This is a genomic window from Paenibacillus terrae, from assembly GCF_000943545.1.
GTDB lineage: Bacteria > Bacillota > Bacilli > Paenibacillales > Paenibacillaceae > Paenibacillus > Paenibacillus terrae_A.
The window spans coordinates 1-20,360 of record NZ_JTHP01000065.1 but is presented as its reverse complement, the minus strand read 5'-3'; the positions used below and the strand labels follow the sequence as shown (position 1 = coordinate 20,360).

The 20,360-nt window shown below is 42.2% G+C and carries 21 protein-coding genes and 3 pseudogenes; 17 read left to right on the top strand and 7 right to left on the bottom strand.

The genetic code is table 11. The features are described from left to right. Window positions 1–4: 4 nt before the first annotated feature. Together QD47_RS24085 and QD47_RS24080 are read left to right on the top strand one after the other, a co-directional pair. Window positions 5–427: a GNAT family N-acetyltransferase gene (locus tag QD47_RS24085; RefSeq protein WP_044648503.1), complete on the top strand. Its 423-nt coding sequence runs from the start codon at window positions 5–7 to the stop codon at window positions 425–427. 123 nt (window positions 428–550) lie between these two features. Then, entirely contained in the window at window positions 551–1,189 is a 639-nt protein-coding gene (locus QD47_RS24080) for a GDSL-type esterase/lipase family protein (RefSeq protein WP_044648502.1), read from the top strand. Between the two features lie 94 nt (window positions 1,190–1,283). On the opposite strand, the gene QD47_RS24075 is transcribed toward QD47_RS24080, so the two are convergent. From QD47_RS24075 to QD47_RS24055, 5 genes are all read right to left on the bottom strand, one after another. Beyond that, complete coding sequence (locus QD47_RS24075; RefSeq protein WP_044648501.1) at window positions 1,284–2,165, bottom strand: TetR/AcrR family transcriptional regulator; 882 nt, start codon at window positions 2,163–2,165, stop codon at window positions 1,284–1,286. Further along, the gene (locus QD47_RS24070; RefSeq protein ID WP_044648500.1) at window positions 2,162–5,242 is read right to left on the bottom strand and encodes an efflux RND transporter permease subunit; all 3,081 of its coding nucleotides are present in this window, start codon (window positions 5,240–5,242) and stop codon (window positions 2,162–2,164) included. Before QD47_RS24070 ends, QD47_RS24075 begins: the two co-directional genes overlap by 4 nt. Then, the gene (locus tag QD47_RS24065) at window positions 5,239–6,651 is read right to left on the bottom strand and encodes an efflux RND transporter periplasmic adaptor subunit (protein WP_412177997.1); all 1,413 of its coding nucleotides are present in this window, start codon (window positions 6,649–6,651) and stop codon (window positions 5,239–5,241) included. Before QD47_RS24065 ends, QD47_RS24070 begins: the two co-directional genes overlap by 4 nt. Before the next feature lie 220 nt (window positions 6,652–6,871). Continuing rightward, window positions 6,872–7,549: a tetratricopeptide repeat protein gene (locus QD47_RS24060; RefSeq protein ID WP_044648499.1), complete on the bottom strand. Its 678-nt coding sequence runs from the start codon at window positions 7,547–7,549 to the stop codon at window positions 6,872–6,874. 359 nt (window positions 7,550–7,908) lie between these two features. Next, a complete protein-coding gene (locus QD47_RS24055; RefSeq protein ID WP_044648498.1) occupies window positions 7,909–8,118 on the bottom strand; it encodes a hypothetical protein in 210 nt (69 codons plus the stop codon). 237 nt (window positions 8,119–8,355) lie between these two features. Between QD47_RS24055 and QD47_RS24050 the strand changes: the two genes are divergently transcribed. From QD47_RS24050 to QD47_RS33415, 12 genes and pseudogenes are all read left to right on the top strand, one after another. After that, complete coding sequence (locus QD47_RS24050; RefSeq protein ID WP_052646898.1) at window positions 8,356–9,744, top strand: hypothetical protein; 1,389 nt, start codon at window positions 8,356–8,358, stop codon at window positions 9,742–9,744. 652 nt (window positions 9,745–10,396) lie between these two features. After that, a pseudogene (locus tag QD47_RS33420) lies at window positions 10,397–10,474 on the top strand (YjcZ family sporulation protein); the annotation flags it as partial. A gap of 528 nt (window positions 10,475–11,002) precedes the next feature. After that, window positions 11,003–11,365 (top strand): hypothetical protein, encoded by a 363-nt coding sequence (locus QD47_RS24045; RefSeq protein ID WP_044648497.1) that lies wholly within the window; start codon window positions 11,003–11,005, stop codon window positions 11,363–11,365. Window positions 11,366–11,389: 24 nt separating this feature from the next. Further along, window positions 11,390–11,752, top strand: a complete 363-nt coding sequence (locus QD47_RS24040) for a hypothetical protein (RefSeq protein ID WP_044648496.1) — start codon at window positions 11,390–11,392, stop codon at window positions 11,750–11,752. A 267-nt stretch (window positions 11,753–12,019) separates the two neighbouring features. Then, a complete protein-coding gene (locus tag QD47_RS24035; RefSeq protein WP_044648495.1) occupies window positions 12,020–12,241 on the top strand; it encodes a hypothetical protein in 222 nt (73 codons plus the stop codon). 142 nt (window positions 12,242–12,383) lie between these two features. Then, window positions 12,384–12,839, top strand: a complete 456-nt coding sequence (locus tag QD47_RS24030) for a phage holin family protein (RefSeq protein WP_082067284.1) — start codon at window positions 12,384–12,386, stop codon at window positions 12,837–12,839. Further along, the gene (locus QD47_RS24025) at window positions 12,817–13,806 is read left to right on the top strand and encodes a GH25 family lysozyme (RefSeq protein ID WP_044648493.1); all 990 of its coding nucleotides are present in this window, start codon (window positions 12,817–12,819) and stop codon (window positions 13,804–13,806) included. Before QD47_RS24030 ends, QD47_RS24025 begins: the two co-directional genes overlap by 23 nt. 2 nt (window positions 13,807–13,808) lie before the next feature. Continuing rightward, window positions 13,809–14,363 (top strand): phage holin, LLH family, encoded by a 555-nt coding sequence (locus QD47_RS24020; RefSeq protein ID WP_044648492.1) that lies wholly within the window; start codon window positions 13,809–13,811, stop codon window positions 14,361–14,363. Between the two features lie 292 nt (window positions 14,364–14,655). Beyond that, the gene (locus QD47_RS24015; RefSeq protein ID WP_044648491.1) at window positions 14,656–15,054 is read left to right on the top strand and encodes a hypothetical protein; all 399 of its coding nucleotides are present in this window, start codon (window positions 14,656–14,658) and stop codon (window positions 15,052–15,054) included. Window position 15,055: 1 nt separating this feature from the next. After that, complete coding sequence (locus tag QD47_RS24010) at window positions 15,056–15,862, top strand: hypothetical protein (protein ID WP_044648490.1); 807 nt, start codon at window positions 15,056–15,058, stop codon at window positions 15,860–15,862. 158 nt (window positions 15,863–16,020) lie between these two features. Continuing rightward, a complete protein-coding gene (locus tag QD47_RS24005; RefSeq protein WP_044648489.1) occupies window positions 16,021–16,329 on the top strand; it encodes a DUF2500 domain-containing protein in 309 nt (102 codons plus the stop codon). A 43-nt stretch (window positions 16,330–16,372) separates the two neighbouring features. Continuing rightward, window positions 16,373–16,576, top strand: a complete 204-nt coding sequence (locus tag QD47_RS33415) for a hypothetical protein (RefSeq protein ID WP_235332348.1) — start codon at window positions 16,373–16,375, stop codon at window positions 16,574–16,576. Window positions 16,577–16,599: 23 nt separating this feature from the next. On the opposite strand, the gene QD47_RS23995 is transcribed toward QD47_RS33415, so the two are convergent. Beyond that, window positions 16,600–17,583, bottom strand: coding sequence for an SPRY domain-containing protein (locus QD47_RS23995; RefSeq protein WP_044648488.1), 984 nt, complete (start codon window positions 17,581–17,583; stop codon window positions 16,600–16,602). A gap of 248 nt (window positions 17,584–17,831) precedes the next feature. Between QD47_RS23995 and QD47_RS23990 the strand changes: the two are divergent. Further along, window positions 17,832–18,186, top strand: a pseudogene (locus QD47_RS23990) (NucA/NucB deoxyribonuclease domain-containing protein). Between the two features lie 218 nt (window positions 18,187–18,404). After that, the gene (locus QD47_RS33410; RefSeq protein WP_052646896.1) at window positions 18,405–19,412 is read left to right on the top strand and encodes a fibronectin type III domain-containing protein; all 1,008 of its coding nucleotides are present in this window, start codon (window positions 18,405–18,407) and stop codon (window positions 19,410–19,412) included. An 87-nt stretch (window positions 19,413–19,499) separates the two neighbouring features. Here QD47_RS33410 and QD47_RS23980 read toward each other — a convergent pair whose 3' ends face one another. Next, the gene (locus QD47_RS23980) at window positions 19,500–20,018 is read right to left on the bottom strand and encodes a DUF3231 family protein (RefSeq protein WP_044648487.1); all 519 of its coding nucleotides are present in this window, start codon (window positions 20,016–20,018) and stop codon (window positions 19,500–19,502) included. A 248-nt stretch (window positions 20,019–20,266) separates the two neighbouring features. Here QD47_RS23980 and QD47_RS32645 point away from each other — a divergent pair. Beyond that, window positions 20,267–20,353: pseudogene (locus QD47_RS32645) on the top strand (WGxxGxxG-CTERM domain-containing protein); the annotation flags it as partial. Window positions 20,354–20,360: the final 7 nt, after the last annotated feature.

Here is a 20,360-nt window from a genome sequence, read left to right as displayed (position 1 = left end):
AACGATGTTTAAAAATATAAAAACAGATTCAGATCGTGAGGAGGTTCTGGAGCTGCTAACCTACGCCGTGCTGGATCACCCTGAGCGCGGAGAGGCAGCTTTACGTACCTATCAAACCTCGGATGACTGGAAGCTATTCGGTGTAGAAGATGAAGGACTTATTGTAGGTATTGTCGGATTTGAGGAGCAGGAGGATGAAACCATCGTAATCCGGCATCTGGCCGTGTTGCCTGAAAACCGTCATAGAGGATATGCCAGAGGTATGCTGCTTACGCTCATACAGGAGCGTAATCCGAAACGGCTTACTGTGGACACGGATGCGGAAGGGGCAGACTTTTTTCGCAACGTGGGCTTTGCCGTATACGGATCAGAGGACTTGTCCGAGGATGGGCAATTTCATTGTGTGTATGAAATGGACGAAGAATAAGCGAATCTCCGGGTCCTGCGTCTCTTTTTTTACATAAGATATGATATGTCTGGAATTGACATTCTCATGTAAAAGTTGATGTGCCTTTGATTGCAAAGGCATTAGCGGGGGAGTTGGGTTCCAATGGGTTACCACTACACGGCTATAGGAGATTCATTAACGACAGGTGCCGGGACGCTGCTGACTGGCGGATTTGTGCCTATCTATCGAAGAATGGCGGAAACACGTCTTCGTACTCCAGTCAGTTACGAGAATTTGGGAATCAACGGACTGACATCGCAGGAACTGCTGTCTTTGATCCGCAACAATCCGCTCTTTCGGTCAGCGTTGAGCCGGGCTGAACTCATAACGGTGACGATCGGCGGGAATGATCTGCGCCCATACGTCAGCGCCCTTGCCGGAGGCTCCGGTTCGTCTGCATCGTCCATTCCGCAAGCGGTGAACCGCACGAAAGAACATGTACGCCAAATCGTACATGCCCTGTATCAGATAAAATCCGGTCAGCGTGAGCCATTTATCATTCGAATGGTAGGGCTGTACAATCCTTTACCGGGCGTGAGGGAGGCGGGGATATATGTGCGCCAATATAACTCATTTCTCGCTACGCTGGGCGGTCCGAATTACCGGGTGGCGAACATTTACCCTGCGTTTGAGGGCTACGAACGGGAACTGCTCTCGCTGGATCGGGTGCACCCGAACAGCCGTGGCTATCGCGTCATTGCGGAGGAGCTGAATCGGCTTGGATATTCGCCATTACGGTGAGCGTAGAAGGGGATGTGCAACAGAAAAAAGAGGTCCATTATGGCAGTGTATCTGACCATAGTGGACCTCTTTATCTTTAGCTGAATTGAACCTTTTAAACTTCCAAAATAGCTTTCAGCTTGGTACAGTCTTCCTGTAACTCGGGTAGCTGCTCCAAAAAAAGGAGGAGTGCTTTAACGTGGGCAGTTTCCACGTTTTGTTCCGAAAGCTCCCCCTGTAGCCTGCTTAGTATTTGCATATGTTCATTCTGGATGGCTTCATCTAATTCGATTTGTTTCAAGACTGCTTCCATATGTTGAAGCACATGGGCGATTTGTCTTCCTTTGGTCCAGATTTGATCAGAATCTTCATGGAATACGGAATCGCGGCCCCACATGATTTGATGTTGAACATCAGGGCTCAGCATTCCTTGTGCCAGCATATCCGTAATGCTGACGATAAATTCAGCCAGTGTTTGATGTTCCGTCCAGGACAGCTCTGAATCGCTCATTCGGAAGGAATTGATAATAATGCTTTTGACGACAAACCCAATATCGTACGCATAGTCATTTATGGACTCTCCATAAGCATCAATTAAGAAATCAACCATCACGTTAGATAAATGATGTTCAACACGGTCAATAGCTTGTGCGATTTTTTCTTCCTTGGAACCGATTAAAGGGACGGAGTATACCAGCAAATGAACTTTATTCTTATAAATCCGGCCCAGCGCAATCAAATTCAGTTGTCTCAACTTTTCACGGGAAGGTAGCTGGTGCTTCAAATAAAGTTCTTTAATATCTGCATCAAGAAGTTTTTCAATCAGGACGATTGTCCCCAGCAGCAACTCTTCTTTACTTTGAAAGTATTTATAAAAGGAAGCCTTCACCATCCCGCTTTCGCGGGCAATCTCATCGACCGAGGTGGCATCGTATCCCTTTTCTGAAAACAGGGAAAGGGCGGCATATATAATATCATCGCTCGTTATTTTTTTCATTGTACCCCCAATTTTTTGCTCTGTCTTTTTAATTTCCAGCGGGCAATAGCCATATACAGGGACGGAACCACAAACAACGTAAGAATGGTCGAGTACATTAATCCGAACATGATGGTATACGCCAGAGGTCTAAACATAAGCTCCCCAATAAGAGCAATCGGAATCAGACCGACAATGGCTGTCAGCGAAGTAAGCAATATGGGGCGGAAGCGCGCTTTGGTCGCTGCAATAACCGCCTCTTTCAGTTCGATCCCTTCGTGTCTTGCATCCTCTATAAACTCGATCAGCACAATACCGTTCCGTACGACAATACCTGCCAAGGTCATCAACCCGAGCACTCCCATAAAAGTGACCGGTGTGTTCAGGATGAACAAGCCGAGGAATCCACCCGCAGCCGCCATATACACGGTAGTCAAGATGATAAGTGGGATTGAGAACGAATAAAATTGCAAAAAGATCAGCATGAAGATTAATAGGATGACGACAACATATAACCATCCTATTTCTGATAAAATGTCATCTTGTCCTGAAATCTCGCCGCCAATTTCCCAAGTGTAGCCTGGAGGAAATTTAATGTCCTGCAATTTAAGCTTGACATCCTTTATGACTTCGGAAGCTGTACGCCCGTGAACTTCAGCTTCAACAGTTATCGAACGCTTTAAATTATAATGGTTAATTTTTTGTGTTGCAAAGGATGGCTTCAACTCAGCCAATTGAGATAAAGGGATTTGAACACCATTGGCATTGGTTACATTCAATTGCTGAAACAAAATTTCAGGATTTTGATCGGTTTGGCTTAGCTTCAGCTTAATATTGATCAAATCTTTCCCCGTATCAAATCGGCTAAAGCTCACGCCATTACCCATTAACAAGAGTGTACGTGTCAGATCATTATTGCTTACCTGATATTGATCCATCGCTTGTTTGTTGATTTGGAAATCCAACGTATAGCCTTCATTTTCCATATTGTCTTGTATGTCCTGTGTTCCTCTGGTAGCCATAATGCCTTCTTTTAACTGCTGTGACAACGAACGCAACTGATCTACATCATTGCCTAAAATCCGAATGGAGATCGGCTTACCGAGAGGCACCCCCACTTTGGCTATTTTCAAGGAAATGGTTTGACCCGGATAACGATCCTTTAAGATGGAGGCCCATTTGTCTGCCATTTCATCGGGATCAAATGCACCTTCTTCCCCAACAATAGCAATCTGACCCACGGTTGTGCCTGTTTTGGCTTCAGCGGTCATATCTTTAAATAACGGAGGAGCGTCGCCGCCAGCCGCATAACTAATCGTTTCCACATGAGGTTGCTGCTTCACCCATTTGGCAATATCCTCGGTGACCCGCTTGGTTTCTTCTATAGAAGTACCTATAGGCATACGCACATTAATGCTTAATTCCGGATCGTTGGTTCTGGGGAACAGGTCGATCTGAATCAGAGCAAGTACACCGTACAGCGTGGTACTAATCAATAATCCTAATGAAGCATACAATGCAGGTCGCTTGATGACTGTGGGAATCAGCTCACTGACATATACGTTACGAAGAGCATCAATTTGTTTTCCCAGCAGTCCCGGCGGCTTCATGGTGGAGTTGGGCGTTTTTTGACTTCGCTGTCCATACCATTCTCTAAAGATTGGGATGACGGTAAAGGACATGAGCATGGAAGCCAATAACGTAAAGATAACAGCAAACGGTAATGGTTTGATAAGGGAGCCTGCATCGCCTGATAAAAAGAACAGCGGGGCAAAGGAGGCTACAGTTGCCAAGGTTGCGGTCAAAATGGAAATGGAAACTTCTTTTGTTCCATTTAATGCAGCTATCTTGGGACTCTCACCCAAGGTCATCATTCTGCGTTCAATATTATCATTAACCACCACAGCATCATCGACTAGAATCCCCATTACAATAATTAAGCCAATGACCGTAACCTGATTCAATGTTATTCCGAGCATAGGAAGAATAATAAAGCCTATGGCAATCGAAATGGGAATAGCCAGTGCCACAAAAGACGATGTAATCAGATTCAAGCCCAGTGTACATACGATCACAACCGCCGCAATGGCAAACAGCAATTCACGGGTCAAGCCATGAAAAATATGATCAATCCGCTCGATCTGTGAAAATAACGTATTCAGTTGAAACGTATTAGGCAGATCTGGTTTTAACAACTGCATTTCTTTATTTACTTTGCTATAAATCGTGTCTACGTCAGAGCCGGTATTACCGTTAATCGTCAGTGTAATAGCTGGTTTACCGTTAAAAAAGGCCATATAGCTGCTGGTGTTATGTGTAAGCAATACGGTGCCCACATCACTGAGATACACAGGAGCGCCGCTGTCCGTTCTGGAAATAATGACTTTACTCAAATCCTGAGCATTCTTGGACTGCGTTACATTCATTCGGTACGTGCGTTCATCGTAATCCAGATTGCCTATCGGATATTGCTCATTTTCCTTCTGCACTGCACTCATGAGCTGTTCCCAACTGATATGGTACTGCTGGAGCTTTTGAGCATCAATCTGAATCTGAACCTCTTGATCCGGTAATCCCTTGATTGTTACTTCCGATACACCGGGAACGGTTTTTAATTGATCCTTCCACGATTTCACCATATCATTTAGTTGATACAATTGCTCTACAGAGTCCCCCGTGATGGCGTAGGAATGGATAAATACCTTATTCAAATCATCATTGACGACAGGCTTTTGAGCATCTATGGGCAGAGAAGACTGGGCATCGTTCATTTTTTTGCGTAATGTATCCCAGACTTCTGCGGCATTGGCGTTGCCTTCTGTCTCAATGATAATCGTCGAAAGTCCATTTTCGGATGTAGAAGAAATCTTTTTAATATGACTGATTTCTTTCATTTTTTGTTCCAGAGGCTTCGTGACCGTTTGTTCTACCTTTTGGGGTGTAGCTCCAGGGTAGAGGGTCGTGACCACAGCGGTTTTCATGATAATATCCGGTGTTTCCTGCCGGGGAAGTTGAGAGACACTATACAGCCCGGCAACAATCGACATGATAAAAATAAAGAGGGTCAGTTTTTTCTTTTTGATAAAATATGCAATCATTTGCTGGTTCCCTCCGTGATCTGAACGAGCAGCCCATCGTAGATCAGGTTTACTCCGGTGGTAACGATACGATCCCCGACATTCAGCCCCTTCGTAATTTCGAGCTTATTGTTGGACATCTGACCAACATTCACAACCGTCTTGACCGCCTTGTTGTTCACCACTTTATAGACAAAGGTATCTGTACCATTATTAATGACAGCCTTGGCTGGGAGCAAAATTTGCTCACTTTGGGTCAATTGGCGGCCTGCCTTTACGACTTGTCCCGGGGCCCAATCATGCTGGGTATTAGGAACAATCACTTCCACGTTGATACTGCCCGTATTGGTGTTGGTGGCCGGATAAATTTTGCTGACCGTTCCTTCTCTGTTCTCATCGTACAGTTGAAGCTGGACGGTCTGACCTTGCTTCCAGTTTGTGATTTCATGGTCGGGAACAGGGAGCAGCACCTTGAGCCTGTTGATTTGTGCGATACGATATACCGGCTGTCCAGCGCTCGCCAATTGTCCGACGGTTGCTTTTTTCTCCAAAATAACGCCGGAAATCGGTGCTTTTAAAGCTGTCTTGGAGAGGGCAAGCTCGGCCTGCTTTTTGGCAATGACCGCTTGCTGGTATGCCGCAGCAGAGTTATCTTTGGAGGCTACGGCCTGTTCCTTCGCGGCGATGGCAGATTCTTTCCCGGCTTGGGCTTGCTGTAAACTGGATGCTGCCGATTGCCGATCTTCTAATGTTGCTCCCTCCTGGATTAAGGAGAGGGCTTCTTGTGCATCCTCCAGATCCTTGGTGGCATTGGTCAAAGCGAGCTGCGCATTTTCATTATCGTTTTTGGTTGCAGCTCCCTGATCATATAAAAGCTTGGTGCGTTCAGCAGTAGCCTGTACTTTAGTCAAAGCGGACTGCGCTCTTAGCACTTTGGTGCGCACTTGTGCTTTTTCCTGCTCTCTGGCTCCTTTATTCACTTTGTTAACTCCGGCCTGAGCTGCTGCCTTTTGCGCATCGGCGGATTGGATGGAGGCATCTGCGCTTGAAATGGCGGCAGTTGCATTTTTGATACCTGCTTGTGCTTCAAGAATAGTCGTATTCGCTTGCTCCAGTTGTAGCTGATAGCTGGATGGATCAAGCTTCGTTAATATCTGCCCTTGGGAAACGGAGTCTCCCACATTGACAACTGTGTCGCGTATCAGTCCGGATAACTCAAAAGATACAGAGGTATCCTCATAGGGCTGTAGTGTGCCTGAAAGGTCAAAAGACGCAGATAGCGGCTCTTTTTTTACGACCATCGCTTCCACCTTTTGGTTTTGTTGTTTTGCTGCTTCATGATCACTCGATCCTGTAGATGAGCAGGCTGAGGTGAACAGAAGAATGAATATAGCAGATATGTAGAGACTGTGTTTCAACAAGATGATCATCCTTCCTGATTTAAACTTTATAGTTTATATATAAACTCATTAGTTTATAAACGGATTATAGGGTCTGATCTGTGGCATGTCAATAACTGTTATGAAAAAACATTCCAAATTCAGGTATCAAAAAAGCCGATTCAGGCGAGTGAAGGTGCAGGGTGGACAAGCATAAAAACGACCTTTCTCAAAGGATGAGAAAGGTCGTTAAGAAAAAAATATAAGCTCGTCAGCCGATTAATTTACGGAATAAGCTGCGTACAGCCCACTTGCGCTCACTTCGTTTGCGGTATTTGGGTAGGGAGCGGTAGACCGCGATAGACTGGTTAAAAGCTGCCGTGGCTTCGTCTTTGCGTCCCAGCAAACGATACATCAAGCCTGTCAGATAATAGCCCTCGCTGGAAGAAGACTGAATCTCCTGAAATTGCTGAAGATAGTGAAGCGACTTATTTACGTCACGTTCCTTGAAAGCTGCGGCTAAATGCAAATAGGGTTCGCCGTATTGTACCCGCGGGTTAATGTCCAGTGCTTTCAGCAAATGCGGTTCTCCATCTTCGATGTGCCCCGTATGTACCTCAGCCGTTCCCCGTGCGTTCCAATAATCTGCGGAATCCTCATAGCGGGACTGGATGTCCAGCAGCAGCTCCAAAGCCTGATGGTATTTCTTGCTCTCGATCCAAATACGAGCCACATCGAACTTGGCAGCCACATCGTTGGCATTTAAAGCGATCTGTTGACGCAACCGGGCAGCATTGCGCCTTCTTTTCCATGGCTTGCTGATGCTGGGCAATACACCGACAAAGCTGCGATCCAATATATAGATCACAATCAGCAGTACGAGCAACGCCAGAAACGGGTTGCCGAGCAAGCTCCATAATAGAGAGAAAATTAAAAATTTCCCGATCATTCTGCTCCCATCCTCCTGTACATGTAACTATCCATACTTTCCACATTATAGCATAGGGTCATCACAAGGGTCATTAGTATGGTGAGGCTTCGAGGGAGCGTAAAACAGGCAGTGTGAAGTAGTGTGTTCATTTATGATGTTCGATGTACATTCTTACCAGAAAGGCAACTTTGGAACGGTGGTAGCTCTCTAACTTGGTAGGGTACTTGTACGTGCTTTTGAGATAACAGTGGGCACAAATGAATGCACCTTTGGACATAATGATAGATTCGGTCGAATGGCAGAGTACACAACGTTCAGGCTTATGCTTGTAAAAATGTCGCATGTTCAAAGTCTCCCCTCATATGTACGATAGGTTTCTATGACTCGTCCTGAATGCCAAGTAATTGGGATACTATTTTCCTGTGTCGTTTGGCTTTTCTTGTACCATGAATGAGATTCGATAACCGGGCAGGCGGAATTTGGTACGTCTCACAAAACGTTTTCTGATCCAGTTGCCTTTCCACAAGCTTCTGCTTGATCGTCCATCCGAAGGGCGTTACAGGATGTTTTTTATTGTTGTCCAACATGATTCACCTTCTCTATATTAAGGATTGAAAAATTAGTCTTGATTGGTTGCTAATTGGTTATTTAAAGCGTACCATGAGATAAAATAATTATCGAAAATAGATTTTCTTTGAAAATTGCAACTTCATCGTGGGTATAATTGACATTATTTCTAGGTACATTCTATAATCGGAATATTACGTAAAAAAGTAGGTTCTCTAAGTGAAATTTTAAAATCATTACTGGAGGCGAGATATTCATTGGAACAAGCTATTGTGATTCGTTCAGAAATACGAAAGTGTATGCAAGAAGAAGGCTTTACGCTAGGCGGTTTCTCGAAAGCAACAGAAATAAGGGGTAGCTACCTTAGTTTATTGCTCAATCACGATCCCCATAAATATCCTCTACCGATGCGACATTTTGATAGTATGATCCAGGCTTTAGGTAAACCAGAGGGATGGTTGTATGAGTGTTACGTGGATGAATGCTTTATTACAGGAAAGACGGATCGTCGTCGGGTGGAACCTTTTTTGCTGCGTTGTGCAGAGCTTGGGAAAACTGAATGTATAGAACGAGTATTATCTCGTTTAATGGAGAATCTAAATCAACTTTCTCTAGTGTTCGAAATTGCAGAGAAGGTACACGCAGCGGGAAATCAGCAGGGGGCGGTGCCGTTCTATGAGTGTGTGGCTGAACATGAGAAACACCAGCATTCCGAAACCTTGGCGATTAGCCAGTATCGGCTGTTTCGTGCCGCCTTGGGTCAAGACTTGCATAAAAATAGATTTGCAGCCACACGTTTTGCACCTTTTCGTAAACGTTTGCCTGTAGAATATCAGTTGGATGGACTATTACAATTGGCAAACACATATTATACATTGAGTGACTGGAGACGACTGGGGGAATGTGCCGATGAATTAATCGCATTAGCTAAAGTTGTGTATCAAGAGCAGCATCAAAGAAAAACTAGTAAGCGGGAAAAAACTCCGTTGAATACAGAGCGGCACTTGGTACTGTATTACGGTAAAGGCTATCTAAGTAAAGCTACAGCATATGAAAAACAAGGGTTATATGCTGAATCTAAAAAGTGCATTGAAGGTTACGCAGATTTGAGTTGGTTTGAAGGACTAGACGAAGTTGGAAAAAAAGAGGTACAAATGTTTCAAATATTCGCGGTAGCTAATTCGTATACCTTAGAAATACTTATGGGTCATAGCTATGTATTGTCCGAGTATACAAACTATTTAAGTATGCATAAACATGAGATATTATCAGGGTTAGCTACAATTTTAGAATCGGCAAATAAATATGGGTTTTCTGTAGATGAAACATTAGAAATGTTGTCCAAAGAGATATTGGAGTTCAAACAACGTGAGGATCTTCCCGGATTAGGGTGGCGATTGCGGTTTCATTATTATCTATCCATTTATTTTTTAGGTAAGGGTAAAATTGCTGAATGCATAGAGAATACTTTACAGAGTCTTGATTTATCGGTTATTATTAACAATAGTGGCGCATTTGCTCAGGCTGTCGCTTTATTTGAATTATGTAGGGGGCAGGCCACAGATGCACATTTGAACAATTACAAGGGTTTACTGGAGGAGGTTAGAAAGCGTGAAAGGTTTAATCTCGGCTTTCATAACTATTAGCTTTGTTAGTGCTATTTTCTTTGGGAATGGTCAAATCCTGATTAAACCTCCTACTACTGTGATTGAACCATTAGATCATGGTATGGATCATTGATCTAAACGTTTTTTTGAAGTCATAGTTACTTTTACATCATGCACATTTTAAATATCTAATTAGATTCAGCGCTTATAATGTTTATTAGTACACAACCCACATACACTACATAATTACATTTGACCCTTGCCACTTGCGGCAAGGGTTTTCTGCTTTTTTTCTATCATTTAATCGTAGCAACATGTTCGTTAAGGAGTGATTTTCTGTTAAAATATGCAAAAAGGTGCTTTCAACATGGCGAAAAAGGTTTATTCAAGCAATCACATTGAGCGATATAAAAGAGATGGATATACGTCATTTTTTACTTTCTGGTAGCATTGCGTACATCCTGCTTTATAGTAAGCGTGGACTTATGGAGCGAATATTAGTTCCACCTGACAAACTGTTACAGATACCTGAGGTTAACAGAATTTTTTAATTGAAGTAATTTCCGTTTAGCCTTGTCAAATTTATTGAATGACACATACGGTATACAGTATCTAAATAAAAGGAGGAGTTCATGTGAGTGGATGTGTTGGAGGAGCTGAGCGTAGGGAAGAGCGTAGGGAAAACTGTTTTGGTGCTTTCACATCGCCAGCAGCAATTTTGGTGCTCTTTATTCTGTTGGTTATCATCACTAAAGCCTGTTGGGTTTAATTTTTAAAGCAATGTCACGGTAATGCCCGATCATGTTTCGTTATAAAAGTCTCTATCGGTATGTAACCGGTAGAGTCTTTTTAATGTTTACCTGTATGCCCTGTCCTCTGATGTATTTGAGCTTATATTTATGTTGTACTGCAAACAAGGGATGAGTGGTTATGAAGGGTAGTGTAGTTGCTAGATCAATCAAGCTTACAGGCCAGATCGACAACTCAGAAATGAACGCTTCAGATATAAAGGCAGTACAGTTACTGCAAGTACAATACGAGGTATTAAATTAATCGGTAATTAAAATCCTGGACTGCCGATGTTCTATTGAACTATTGGGAACGATAATTCAATAGAACATCGTGGTATCGAGTCAGTTGTTTGGTAAGTTGGCGCAACTTCAATCATCCCAGCTCAAACTAACCTTGCTCAACTAACGCATCCATTTAAAATTCGTGCTTCATCCAATCCGATTATTTTCTGCTGGCATATACTCTTTATATATTTCAAAGTACACCCGGAAAGGAGTCAAAGCATATGGCAAATACCACTAGTCTTATATGGAATAATATTTCCGATCCAGCTGAAATTGTAACGATTTTACTAAGCAATGATGATCTCAGCACTGCCGGTGTTGTCGAAATTGAAGTGTTTCTTACGATTCAGGGTGTTTCAACACCCGTAGCCCATCAGCTTTTTTCAGTGCCTCCATTGATTACTTTTATTCGAACTTTCAATCTTTCTAGTGCTGTCGCATATGAAGTTCAATATAATGTCACGGGCACGACCAGCTTAACAGTGAATATATTCCCAGCAGATGTAAATGGCAGTATAATAGGAGCCCAGCGAGTACTGGGCAGCGAGAGCCAGGAAATATCTCAATTAACGCCTGTTCCATAAAATAATGGTTTGGAGGGGACACAGATGCCAAGGACGTCGGGACCCATTCAGAATAATGGGTTGGCAACAACACTCATTTTGGCAATCCGAAATAGCAGTACGGTGCAATTACCTATGGTTCAATTAGAAGTTTTCATAATCACTGGCAACGGGCTGCCGAAAACACCTATTGCTCATGAACTATTTTCAGTGCATCCGCTTTCTAATATTATTAAGACTTATAGTATTGCTGGAGCCTTGGGTTATGAATTACAAGCAGATACAACCTCAGGCAGCGATTTTACGGCTAACATCTTCACGATGGATGAAAACGGAAATCTAATTGACGCTCAAAGGGTCCTCGGCTCGGAAACGGTACCAACTGCGGCGTTTACTCCAGTTCCCTAATGAATAACAACGCAAGTTGGAGTCGGTGCAATGCTGTGTGCACTGAATAAATAAGCAATAATATGACAGCCCATAGTCGCTATTCTAAAAACCTACCCGCTAGAATTCCTGTAAAACGAATAATTTGCTCTTTCCTGAAAAATCCGCAGCGTTATAGCAATCAAACCAATTTAAGATATAAGTATGAAAGCCTCTGTTAATTCAGGGGCTTATTTCGCGTTCGACCACTTCTGGTCGAAATTCTACTTCAAGGAGGTGATAAAAACCGTGGCAAAGATCAAGTCTATATTGGATATTCAATTGGATCTAACTAGACCAGTTGAAGAATTGACTGAAGTCATTTCTGCTGTCATTGCTTCACAGCCAGCACGTCGGAAAGAAATACTTAAAGGTTTGGATATAGCTGTAGGAAATGCATTAGCAGAGATACAGTCCCAAGAAGAAAAAGATCAGAAACCAAACGATGATAGCTCAGGAAAAGTTTCCTGAACGGAGAGACAGGGGAAGAAGGTTGGATAAGCGGGAACTTTTAATAGTGGGGGAAATAGAATGTTCATGAGCGTGCTCTTCTGAGTGCGCTATTTTTTTGGATTTTCGCCTTATATTGAGTAAAAAGAAACGAGGGAAGCAAGTGGACAAGTCGGAGATTTATAAATTTAGCGCTGCCTTTGGTGGGAGCGCGATAACGTATCTTTTTGGAGGGTGGTCATTTGCTCTGGCTGCACTCCTTACATTTACAATAATTGATTATGTGACCGGACTCTTTGCAGCAGGAGCAGAAGGAAAAAGGGGAACTGGCCCCGGTTTAAAAAGCAAGATTGGCCTGATCGGTATTGCCCGTAAGGTCTTCATTTTTGCGATGGTTGCCGTAGCGCATTTGGTAGACGGCGTACTGGGTGACTCTCATTTATTCCGGGATGCGGTCGCCTATTTTTATATGGCAAATGAGCTGCTTTCGATTCTTGAGAACGGAGGCAGGCTTGGAGCGCCGATCCCACCAGTGATACGGCAAGCGGTTGAGGTTCTGAAAAGTAAAAGCGGAAGTCAGGAAGGGGATAGGGAAGATGCAAGCAAGGAAAAAAGGTAATGCCCAAGGAATTGACGTATCCCGTTATCAAGGAAAGATTGACTGGAAGGCAGTGAAGGCTGCTGGCATATCGTTTGCCTTCATTAAGGCCAGTCAGGGGAAATCATACCGGGACAAAACGTTCATAGGTAATGCGCAGGCTGCGCGAGCTGTCGGAGTCCTAGTAGGAGCTTATCACTATGTAGACGACTCTGCGAAAACGCCGGAGGATGCCCGAAAGGAAGCTGCAAACTTCGTGAGCGTCATTGATTCAGCAGGGGGCATCGCGTCTTTTGATTTGCCCCCTGTGATGGATTATGAGTCCAACAAGTCCGGCTTGAGCAAAGCGGCGCTTACAGCCGTAGCTAAGGCGTTTTTGCAGGAGGTTGAGCGGCTTACTGGAGTACGACCAATCGTGTACACATATCCTTCGTTCATCGGTAATTTCAGCGGCTTATCAGATTACCCGCTGTGGATCGCCCGGTACAGCTCCACACAAGTTCCTCCTGGCGCGTCTGGATGGTCGCGCTGGGACTTCTGGCAGTATAGCGATGGTTCGACTGGAGGGACACTGCCGTCTGAAACGCGCAAGGTGGCTGGGATCGCCGGTCCTGTCGATCTGAATGAATTTGACGGTACGGTGGATAATCTGCGGGCTCGGTTCGGTAAGAGAACTGCTGCACCGGAGAAGGAGTCGGTAAAAGATGCTGTATTCCAGGTGGATGGTAAGACGGTGGGCAAGGCACTACTGTCCGGCTCGAAAACTAATGTGCCGCTGCGGGTCTTGGCTACGGCTTTTGGGGTATCTTGCAATTGGGATAACTCCAATAAGGTGGCGTATTTGGACGGCCGTAAATTGCAGTCTGTGCAGCTTGTAGAAGGTGCAGCTTATGTGCAGCTCCGGCCAATTGCAGAATCTTACGGAGCAGAGGTTTCTTGGGATGCCAAAAATAAAATCGCTGCTTTGAAATTGAAAGGGGATAAATAATCATGCAAACATTAATCGAAGGTGTACAACCATACGTGACCACTATTGCTACAGCTGCCGTAGGCGTACTTACGACATTCGTTTTGGCTGGACTGAATACAGTTAAGGTAAAAGTAAATTCATGGTTGGAGGCCCGTACAACGGCAGCACAGAGGGAAGTAATCCATAAGATAGCAGGAGAAGGTTTCGCTTTTGCTCAAACAGCTTTCAAGCAGGCTGGAGGAGAACGTAAGCTTCAGGAGGCTTTGCAGTATGCTTCACTTACTCTTACCAGTCAAGGCATCACAGTTTCCCAAGTAGAGCTGAGATCCGCAATTGAGAAGGCATATCTGGAATATAAGGCCAAGACAAAGACGGTGTTGACTACCGAAGCGCAGCCGAGTGAAGAAGTAACACAGGCCGCAGCTAAGGAAGCTGTCTCTTCTTTAGCTGCACAAGTCACGGCTATTCTTTCTCAAGCTACTGGAGCTGATACCGTGGCAAGCGTGGCACCTGAAACGCAGCAGGATACGGCTCCAGCACCGTATGCAAATGTAGAGGGAGTAGCAGTAGAATAAAGAGAGATGCAAATACCCTGCCAGTGTGTTGGCAGGGTTGTTTTTTTGCTTTTAAAAACTATATACATATGTATGAATCGTTAAATTTTAAGCATAAGAGACTATAATGAATGTATAAAATTAGAAAAGGTACATATGTTCGGAAGGTAAAATAGGTATATTGTCGTATTAAATATTTAGCTAAGTTATGGGTAATATAACCTAGACTCTATTTTTTTTTAGGGAAATTATGGTATTGTGTGAGTATAAATTGGGTAAAGAATAATAAAGAATTTTGAGAGGGTTTGAATGTATGTTGAAAGTCTTGTATTCTTTTGTTTGTGATCATGTTGTTTCTCGAAAAATCGAAGATAAAAACTATGATTTCTCTGCGCTCGGAATTCTGGACAAAAGAACATTTGATAGCTTACCAGTAAAGCTAGAAAATGAAATTTTCTTTGTTGTAGGTGTGACAGGAGAAGAAGGTGATGATGGGAAGGATGTCTATCTAAATGTTCGTGGCAAGGACATTAGATTCAACTTACCATTATTCAATTATAGCTTTAACGGTTATGACGAAATAACTGTTTTCAATATAAATTTCAATGAGTTCCCTGTAAATGTCGAAGGAACTGTATACTTTGAAATTCATTACAATAACAAAGTGATTTCTAGCTACCCGGTGAAATTTTTGAGAAAGGAGGTAAGGTAAAGTGGCAGTTCTTATAAATAAAACAATGAATATACATAATTTATCAACAAAAATGCAGAGTGAATTAGTCCCATCAACTTCCCCTTGTGAAGCAGATAAAGAAGCTGCAGAACAATTAAAAACTTTACTCAAGTCAACAGATCTTTTAGAGAAACACAACTTACAAAGCATTAATTTTGACTTGAAGGTAAAGAAAAGACACATTCAAATCAACTCGGTTTATTTAGTTGAGCATTCAGGCGATGTGGTACAAGTTCCTTTCAAACATGCAATAGAAACTCGCGATTCCTCCAATACCTTGAGAAAGGTAGGTGCATTCGTAATGTCAATGGGTTATCCTAGTTTCGTACAAATTTATGCTAATGAAATGAAAGAAATGTTTGAACAAAGTAAACTTAAATATTGGTTTACTGTTGTCGGCACAATTGTTGTATCGCTTCTCGGTGTTCAACTTGCGGCATTGCTAGCTGGTCTGTTCTTTATAGCTGTTGTCGATTTAATACTTGGTTTAATTCCAGGAAATATTAAACCAGGAACAGAAAGAGAACATAAGTCGCAAGCGAAACTAATGACATTCGCGACTAACTTTTTGATTTTGCTTGGCATGGTTTCTGGTTGCGAATATCTAAAAATTTTCACTAACGGAAATGGTTTCTTCGGTATTATAGCTGAGAATCTACATTACCCGGTTGCTACGTGGATATATGGTAACTACTTCTGGAGAATGGTTAAATATGCAGCGAGGGCAAATAAAGTAAAGATACCTGCCGCAATAAGAAAGCTTTTTGATAAAGACATCAGCGGTTAAAAACACTATGCGTTCATTAAAATTCGAAAGAATCGGTGACACCCTACTGGCTAAGCTGGTGGGGTGTTTTTATATTCATTTTTCATTGGATATCAAAATAAACAGTTGAAAAGCCGATATCATAATTAATAACGAATGAATACTTAGGAGGATTATAGATGGGCTTTTGGATTCTTTCAGCTTTGGTCGTGGGACTTATTCTTTCAGCGATCATAGGTGCAGATATTACAGCCAGAAAAAATCGTAAACAACCGAAAATAGAACGGATAGGTGAAGTGGTTGATAAACGAGTTAATTGGACCGAAGGATCGTCTTCAAAAACATTCTACATAACCTGCGAGTTCGAAAACAATGAGCGCAAAGAAATTTCAGTTAGTGACGATAAATACGGCCTTTTTGTCGTAGGAGATAAAATCAAAGTAACAAGCCAAGGTACTTGGAACTGGACAGAACGCATCATTACGTGAGGCGATTAGTATGAATCACACATATAAGTAGCTTAAAACGAACATCGAGTTTTTCGCGGCTGCATTGCTCCAGGTAAGGGTGGTGTATGTTGTATCCATTGACGAGGAATTACGTGTGACGTTTGAGGATTATGGTGGGCCGGTGGAAAAATTTTCGCCTGAGTCGATCAAGATTAACGGAAAGTATTTCATGAGAAATCAGTTTGAATTTAGAGTAGATGTAAAGAAGGACTCCAACGGTATATAGCCGTATAGAGTCCTTCTTGTTGGTTATTTAGTTGAATACTCGCTTACTTCAAACGTGAGTATTTTATTGAATATTACATAGTCCTTACGATTACTAAATGGACCCTTGTTGTTATTGTGCTTATCAATGGCAAAGAATGAAGCACCTCTGCCAGCATCTTTAGCGTCATACCAAGCGATGAAGGCACTCAGTTCTTTCTTGCTCAGATCGAATTCTTTATCAAACCCATTGTCCATAGTTACAACCAAGATGGCACGGTCGCCAGTAGGTTGTGAGGATCCATCTGTATCCGACGGGTCAGGCTTTGTAGACGGGTCAGGCTTTGTAGACGGATCAGGTGTTGTAGACGGATCCGGTGTTGTAGACGGGTCAGGTGTTGTAGATTTACCCGAGTCCTGATAAGGTAAAAATCCTACAGGGACGGGATATTTAAATTGGCTAGCACCGAAATTGGCTTGAAAAGATTTAAATCCACTTTCTCCAGCCATAACCATCGGGAATACTTGTGATCCACCTAGTTGAGACGGTTTTGCAGTATTAGAACCTTGCCAAACTCCATTTTTGTACCAAGAAATTGTGTCGTTATCCATGTCCAACGCTAAACCAATAGTGTCCTTCTGCGCAAAAGTAGTGCCATAAGCAGTTCTTGTTATATCAGAAGAGATTTTAGTTAAAATGTTACCGCTATACCCATAGTAACTATGATACTTCCATTTATCTGATGTATTATTACCTGCTTCACTTGTTATACCAATTAATGATATACTTGGTATATTTGGATTTCCAGCAATTCCATTTACTTCCCAGTACCACTTCCCGCTGGTTTTTCCTACAGTTGCTTTATCTCCTTGACCTCCATCCCCTAGTTTTGCTAATAAAGAACCATTTGACCAAGTAACATCTGTAGTCTCAGCTTTTGTAACTGTAGGGAACAATGAGAACACTGAAACTCCAATGAGAAGGGCTAACATAATTGTTCCTAGTTTTTTGATTATGATATTTTTCATGACTTCCTCCTAAATGTATGTAGTAACAAATCGAATTATAAAACCGAATTAAAGGGATGTCTAAACATTAATGCCTATATATTCAATTATAAGTATAATTGTGGATTTAAATTTTTGAGCAGTAAATTACTCTCTCTGTCACTCTATACACTGACAGGCCTTTTTTTGTTTTGCGACAACATACGCGATACTTCGACATGCCTCTCAATGTAGTATAGATAAGATTTAAAATACTTTGGGGGTGCCCTATGATAAAAGGATTAGCTAGAGGAGTAATTGTATTTTTACTTACAGCTATTTTTTCCGTACAAGGCGTTTATGCTGAACCAGCAGCAATCAGCCAACAAGCAGCTGGGTATATATTGGAGTTCCCAAGCCGACGCTACCCTGAAACCGGGGCACATATTAGGGATGCAATAGCAGCCGGACATTCAGCTGTATGTACAATTGATAGTGACGGGCCTGAGAAAGCGGCCAACAAAAATGAGATTTGACCGTGACGAGTGGCCCAGGGCAATGTGTGCAGAAGGTGGCGCAGGTGCTGATATTCGATACATAACCCCTAGTGATAACCGGGGAGCTGGTAGTTGGGTAGGTCACTAACTGGATGACTACGCGGACGGAACAAAAGTTGAATTTATCGTTAAATAAAGACAAGGACTCAATCAGTGTAGAAGCTGGTATGAGTCCTTTTTCATACCCAATAAAAAATAAATATGCAAATATATAGATTATATTTATAGATTAGCAAGTTTATGTTTAGACACCCCTTTCTGAATTTTGTTATTCTTTGAACATATTAATCAAAGGAGCAATTTTTAATGAAAAAGATTTTCGGTTTAATTTTATCTATTACTTTATTGTTTGTACTACTCATTCCATTCTCTTCAGTCAGTGCTTATTCAGGTGGATTGGCCAATGGAAAGCAAGCCATCCTAAGTAGCACATTATGGGGAGAAGGGGAGTCAAGTCTACTAGCTACTGATAATAATAATAAAACAGGGATATCCCTAAAATCACAGTATTTAATTATCGATTTAGGAGCTAGTTACACGGTAAGGTCCTATCGTTTTGATGCAACAGGTTCAATAAGATGGGATATGTATAATAGCGCTAAAGGTTACATCGCAGGATTCGGCACTAGTTCTTATCCAATGAATGGTTCTGTTTTTCAAGGCTTTTCTCCCAATTCGAGATATTTAGTCTTAAGTGGAACTGGAACAATTAATGAGCTTGATGTATTCACCGGGAGTGATGTTCCTGCTGCCGCTCAAAAGTTAAATGCTGTTGGCGGAGAGTCAAAAGTCACATTAAGTTTTGATTCGGTTGCCAATGCTACAAGTTATACGGTAAAAAGGTCTGTAAAATCTGGTGGTCCTTATGAGAACATTGCAGACATGATTAAAGATACCTCTTTCATAGATAGCAATGTTAAGAACGGTACAACTTATTATTACGTTGTAACAGCCGTTAATGATGGGGGAGAAAGTACATTTTCAAATGAAGCTTCAGCCACTCCAAAGGCAGTACTTATTCCTGATCCTAATCCAACTACTGAACCAAAGCCCTCAGAACCTGATGAAAATTTACCAGGTGATCGTGCCATAGTGGTAGTAACCATGACAACAGGATTAGAAAAAGAATTTGATCTGAGCATGAAAGAGGTCAATGACTTTATTGTCTGGTATGATGCTAAAGATGCTGGTAGAGGTGCTTCATTCTTTGCCATTGATAAGCACGAAAACAATAAAGGCCTATTCAACAGCCGTAAGGACTACATGCTGTTTGATCGTATTCTGACGTTTGAAGTAAGTGAATACTCTAAATAAGATTAAATCCCCGCTAACCTTAACTGGTCGGCGGGGATTTTTGTTGAAGAATCTAAGGAACAGTGTGTTGAAGATCGTACAGGAAATTTAGGCTTTAACTGGTTCAGGTCGTTTTAATTGAAGAGGGGGAGGTATTAGCCAACCCTTTTCTTTGTTCATTTTTAGAATACGAACTCCCAAAGCAGTCTTAGTTAGATGATATTTCGCAAATAAAGCCCCGATGTCTTCTCTAATGGATTGACCCATAGCTTGGCTGCAAGATGTCAATCCCACAGAGGTATCTAATGCGATTTTAGCTGCAATTTCGGGATCAGTAAACCTTGCACCAGCCGGGATATCCTCAAGTTTCACAGGGGGTCTTTCAGGCATAATAGGGGCTGGGGCAATACCATTATCAGTAAGCATTGCGTCGCATTCTTGGATTTCCAGTTTAGCTTGATCAATAAGATCATCCAGTACTTTTTTGAGTTCTTTGTCTCCTGCGTGGTTTAAATATGCTTGGTAAAATGAAACGCTGCCTTTCGCTAACGCTGAAAACTGCCACACACTATAAATTTCTCCGTAATGCATGGGCTCGTCTTTTGGATTCCCGCTTAGGATACCCATTATAAAAACCACTCCTTGTTATTTTAATGTTGTACAAATTTATGATTCCCAGTAGTGAAGATTTAATGTGAAGGTAAAAGCAATGCTGTCATTACAAATAATGTAAACGAAATAAGTTCTACTGGGCACGCTAAAATACATTAAAGAATTTATTGCAAACACAAATTTAAAGGAGTGGTTTAGGTATGGTGAAATGGTAGAACACAAATGCTGCCACTAATAATAACAATGGCGATAATGATAATTAGGGATGGCTTGGTTTGTTAGGATTAATTGGATTGGCAGGTTTAAGACGTCGCGACCATGAAAACGACAAAAAAGATAATCGTAAATAACAACTCA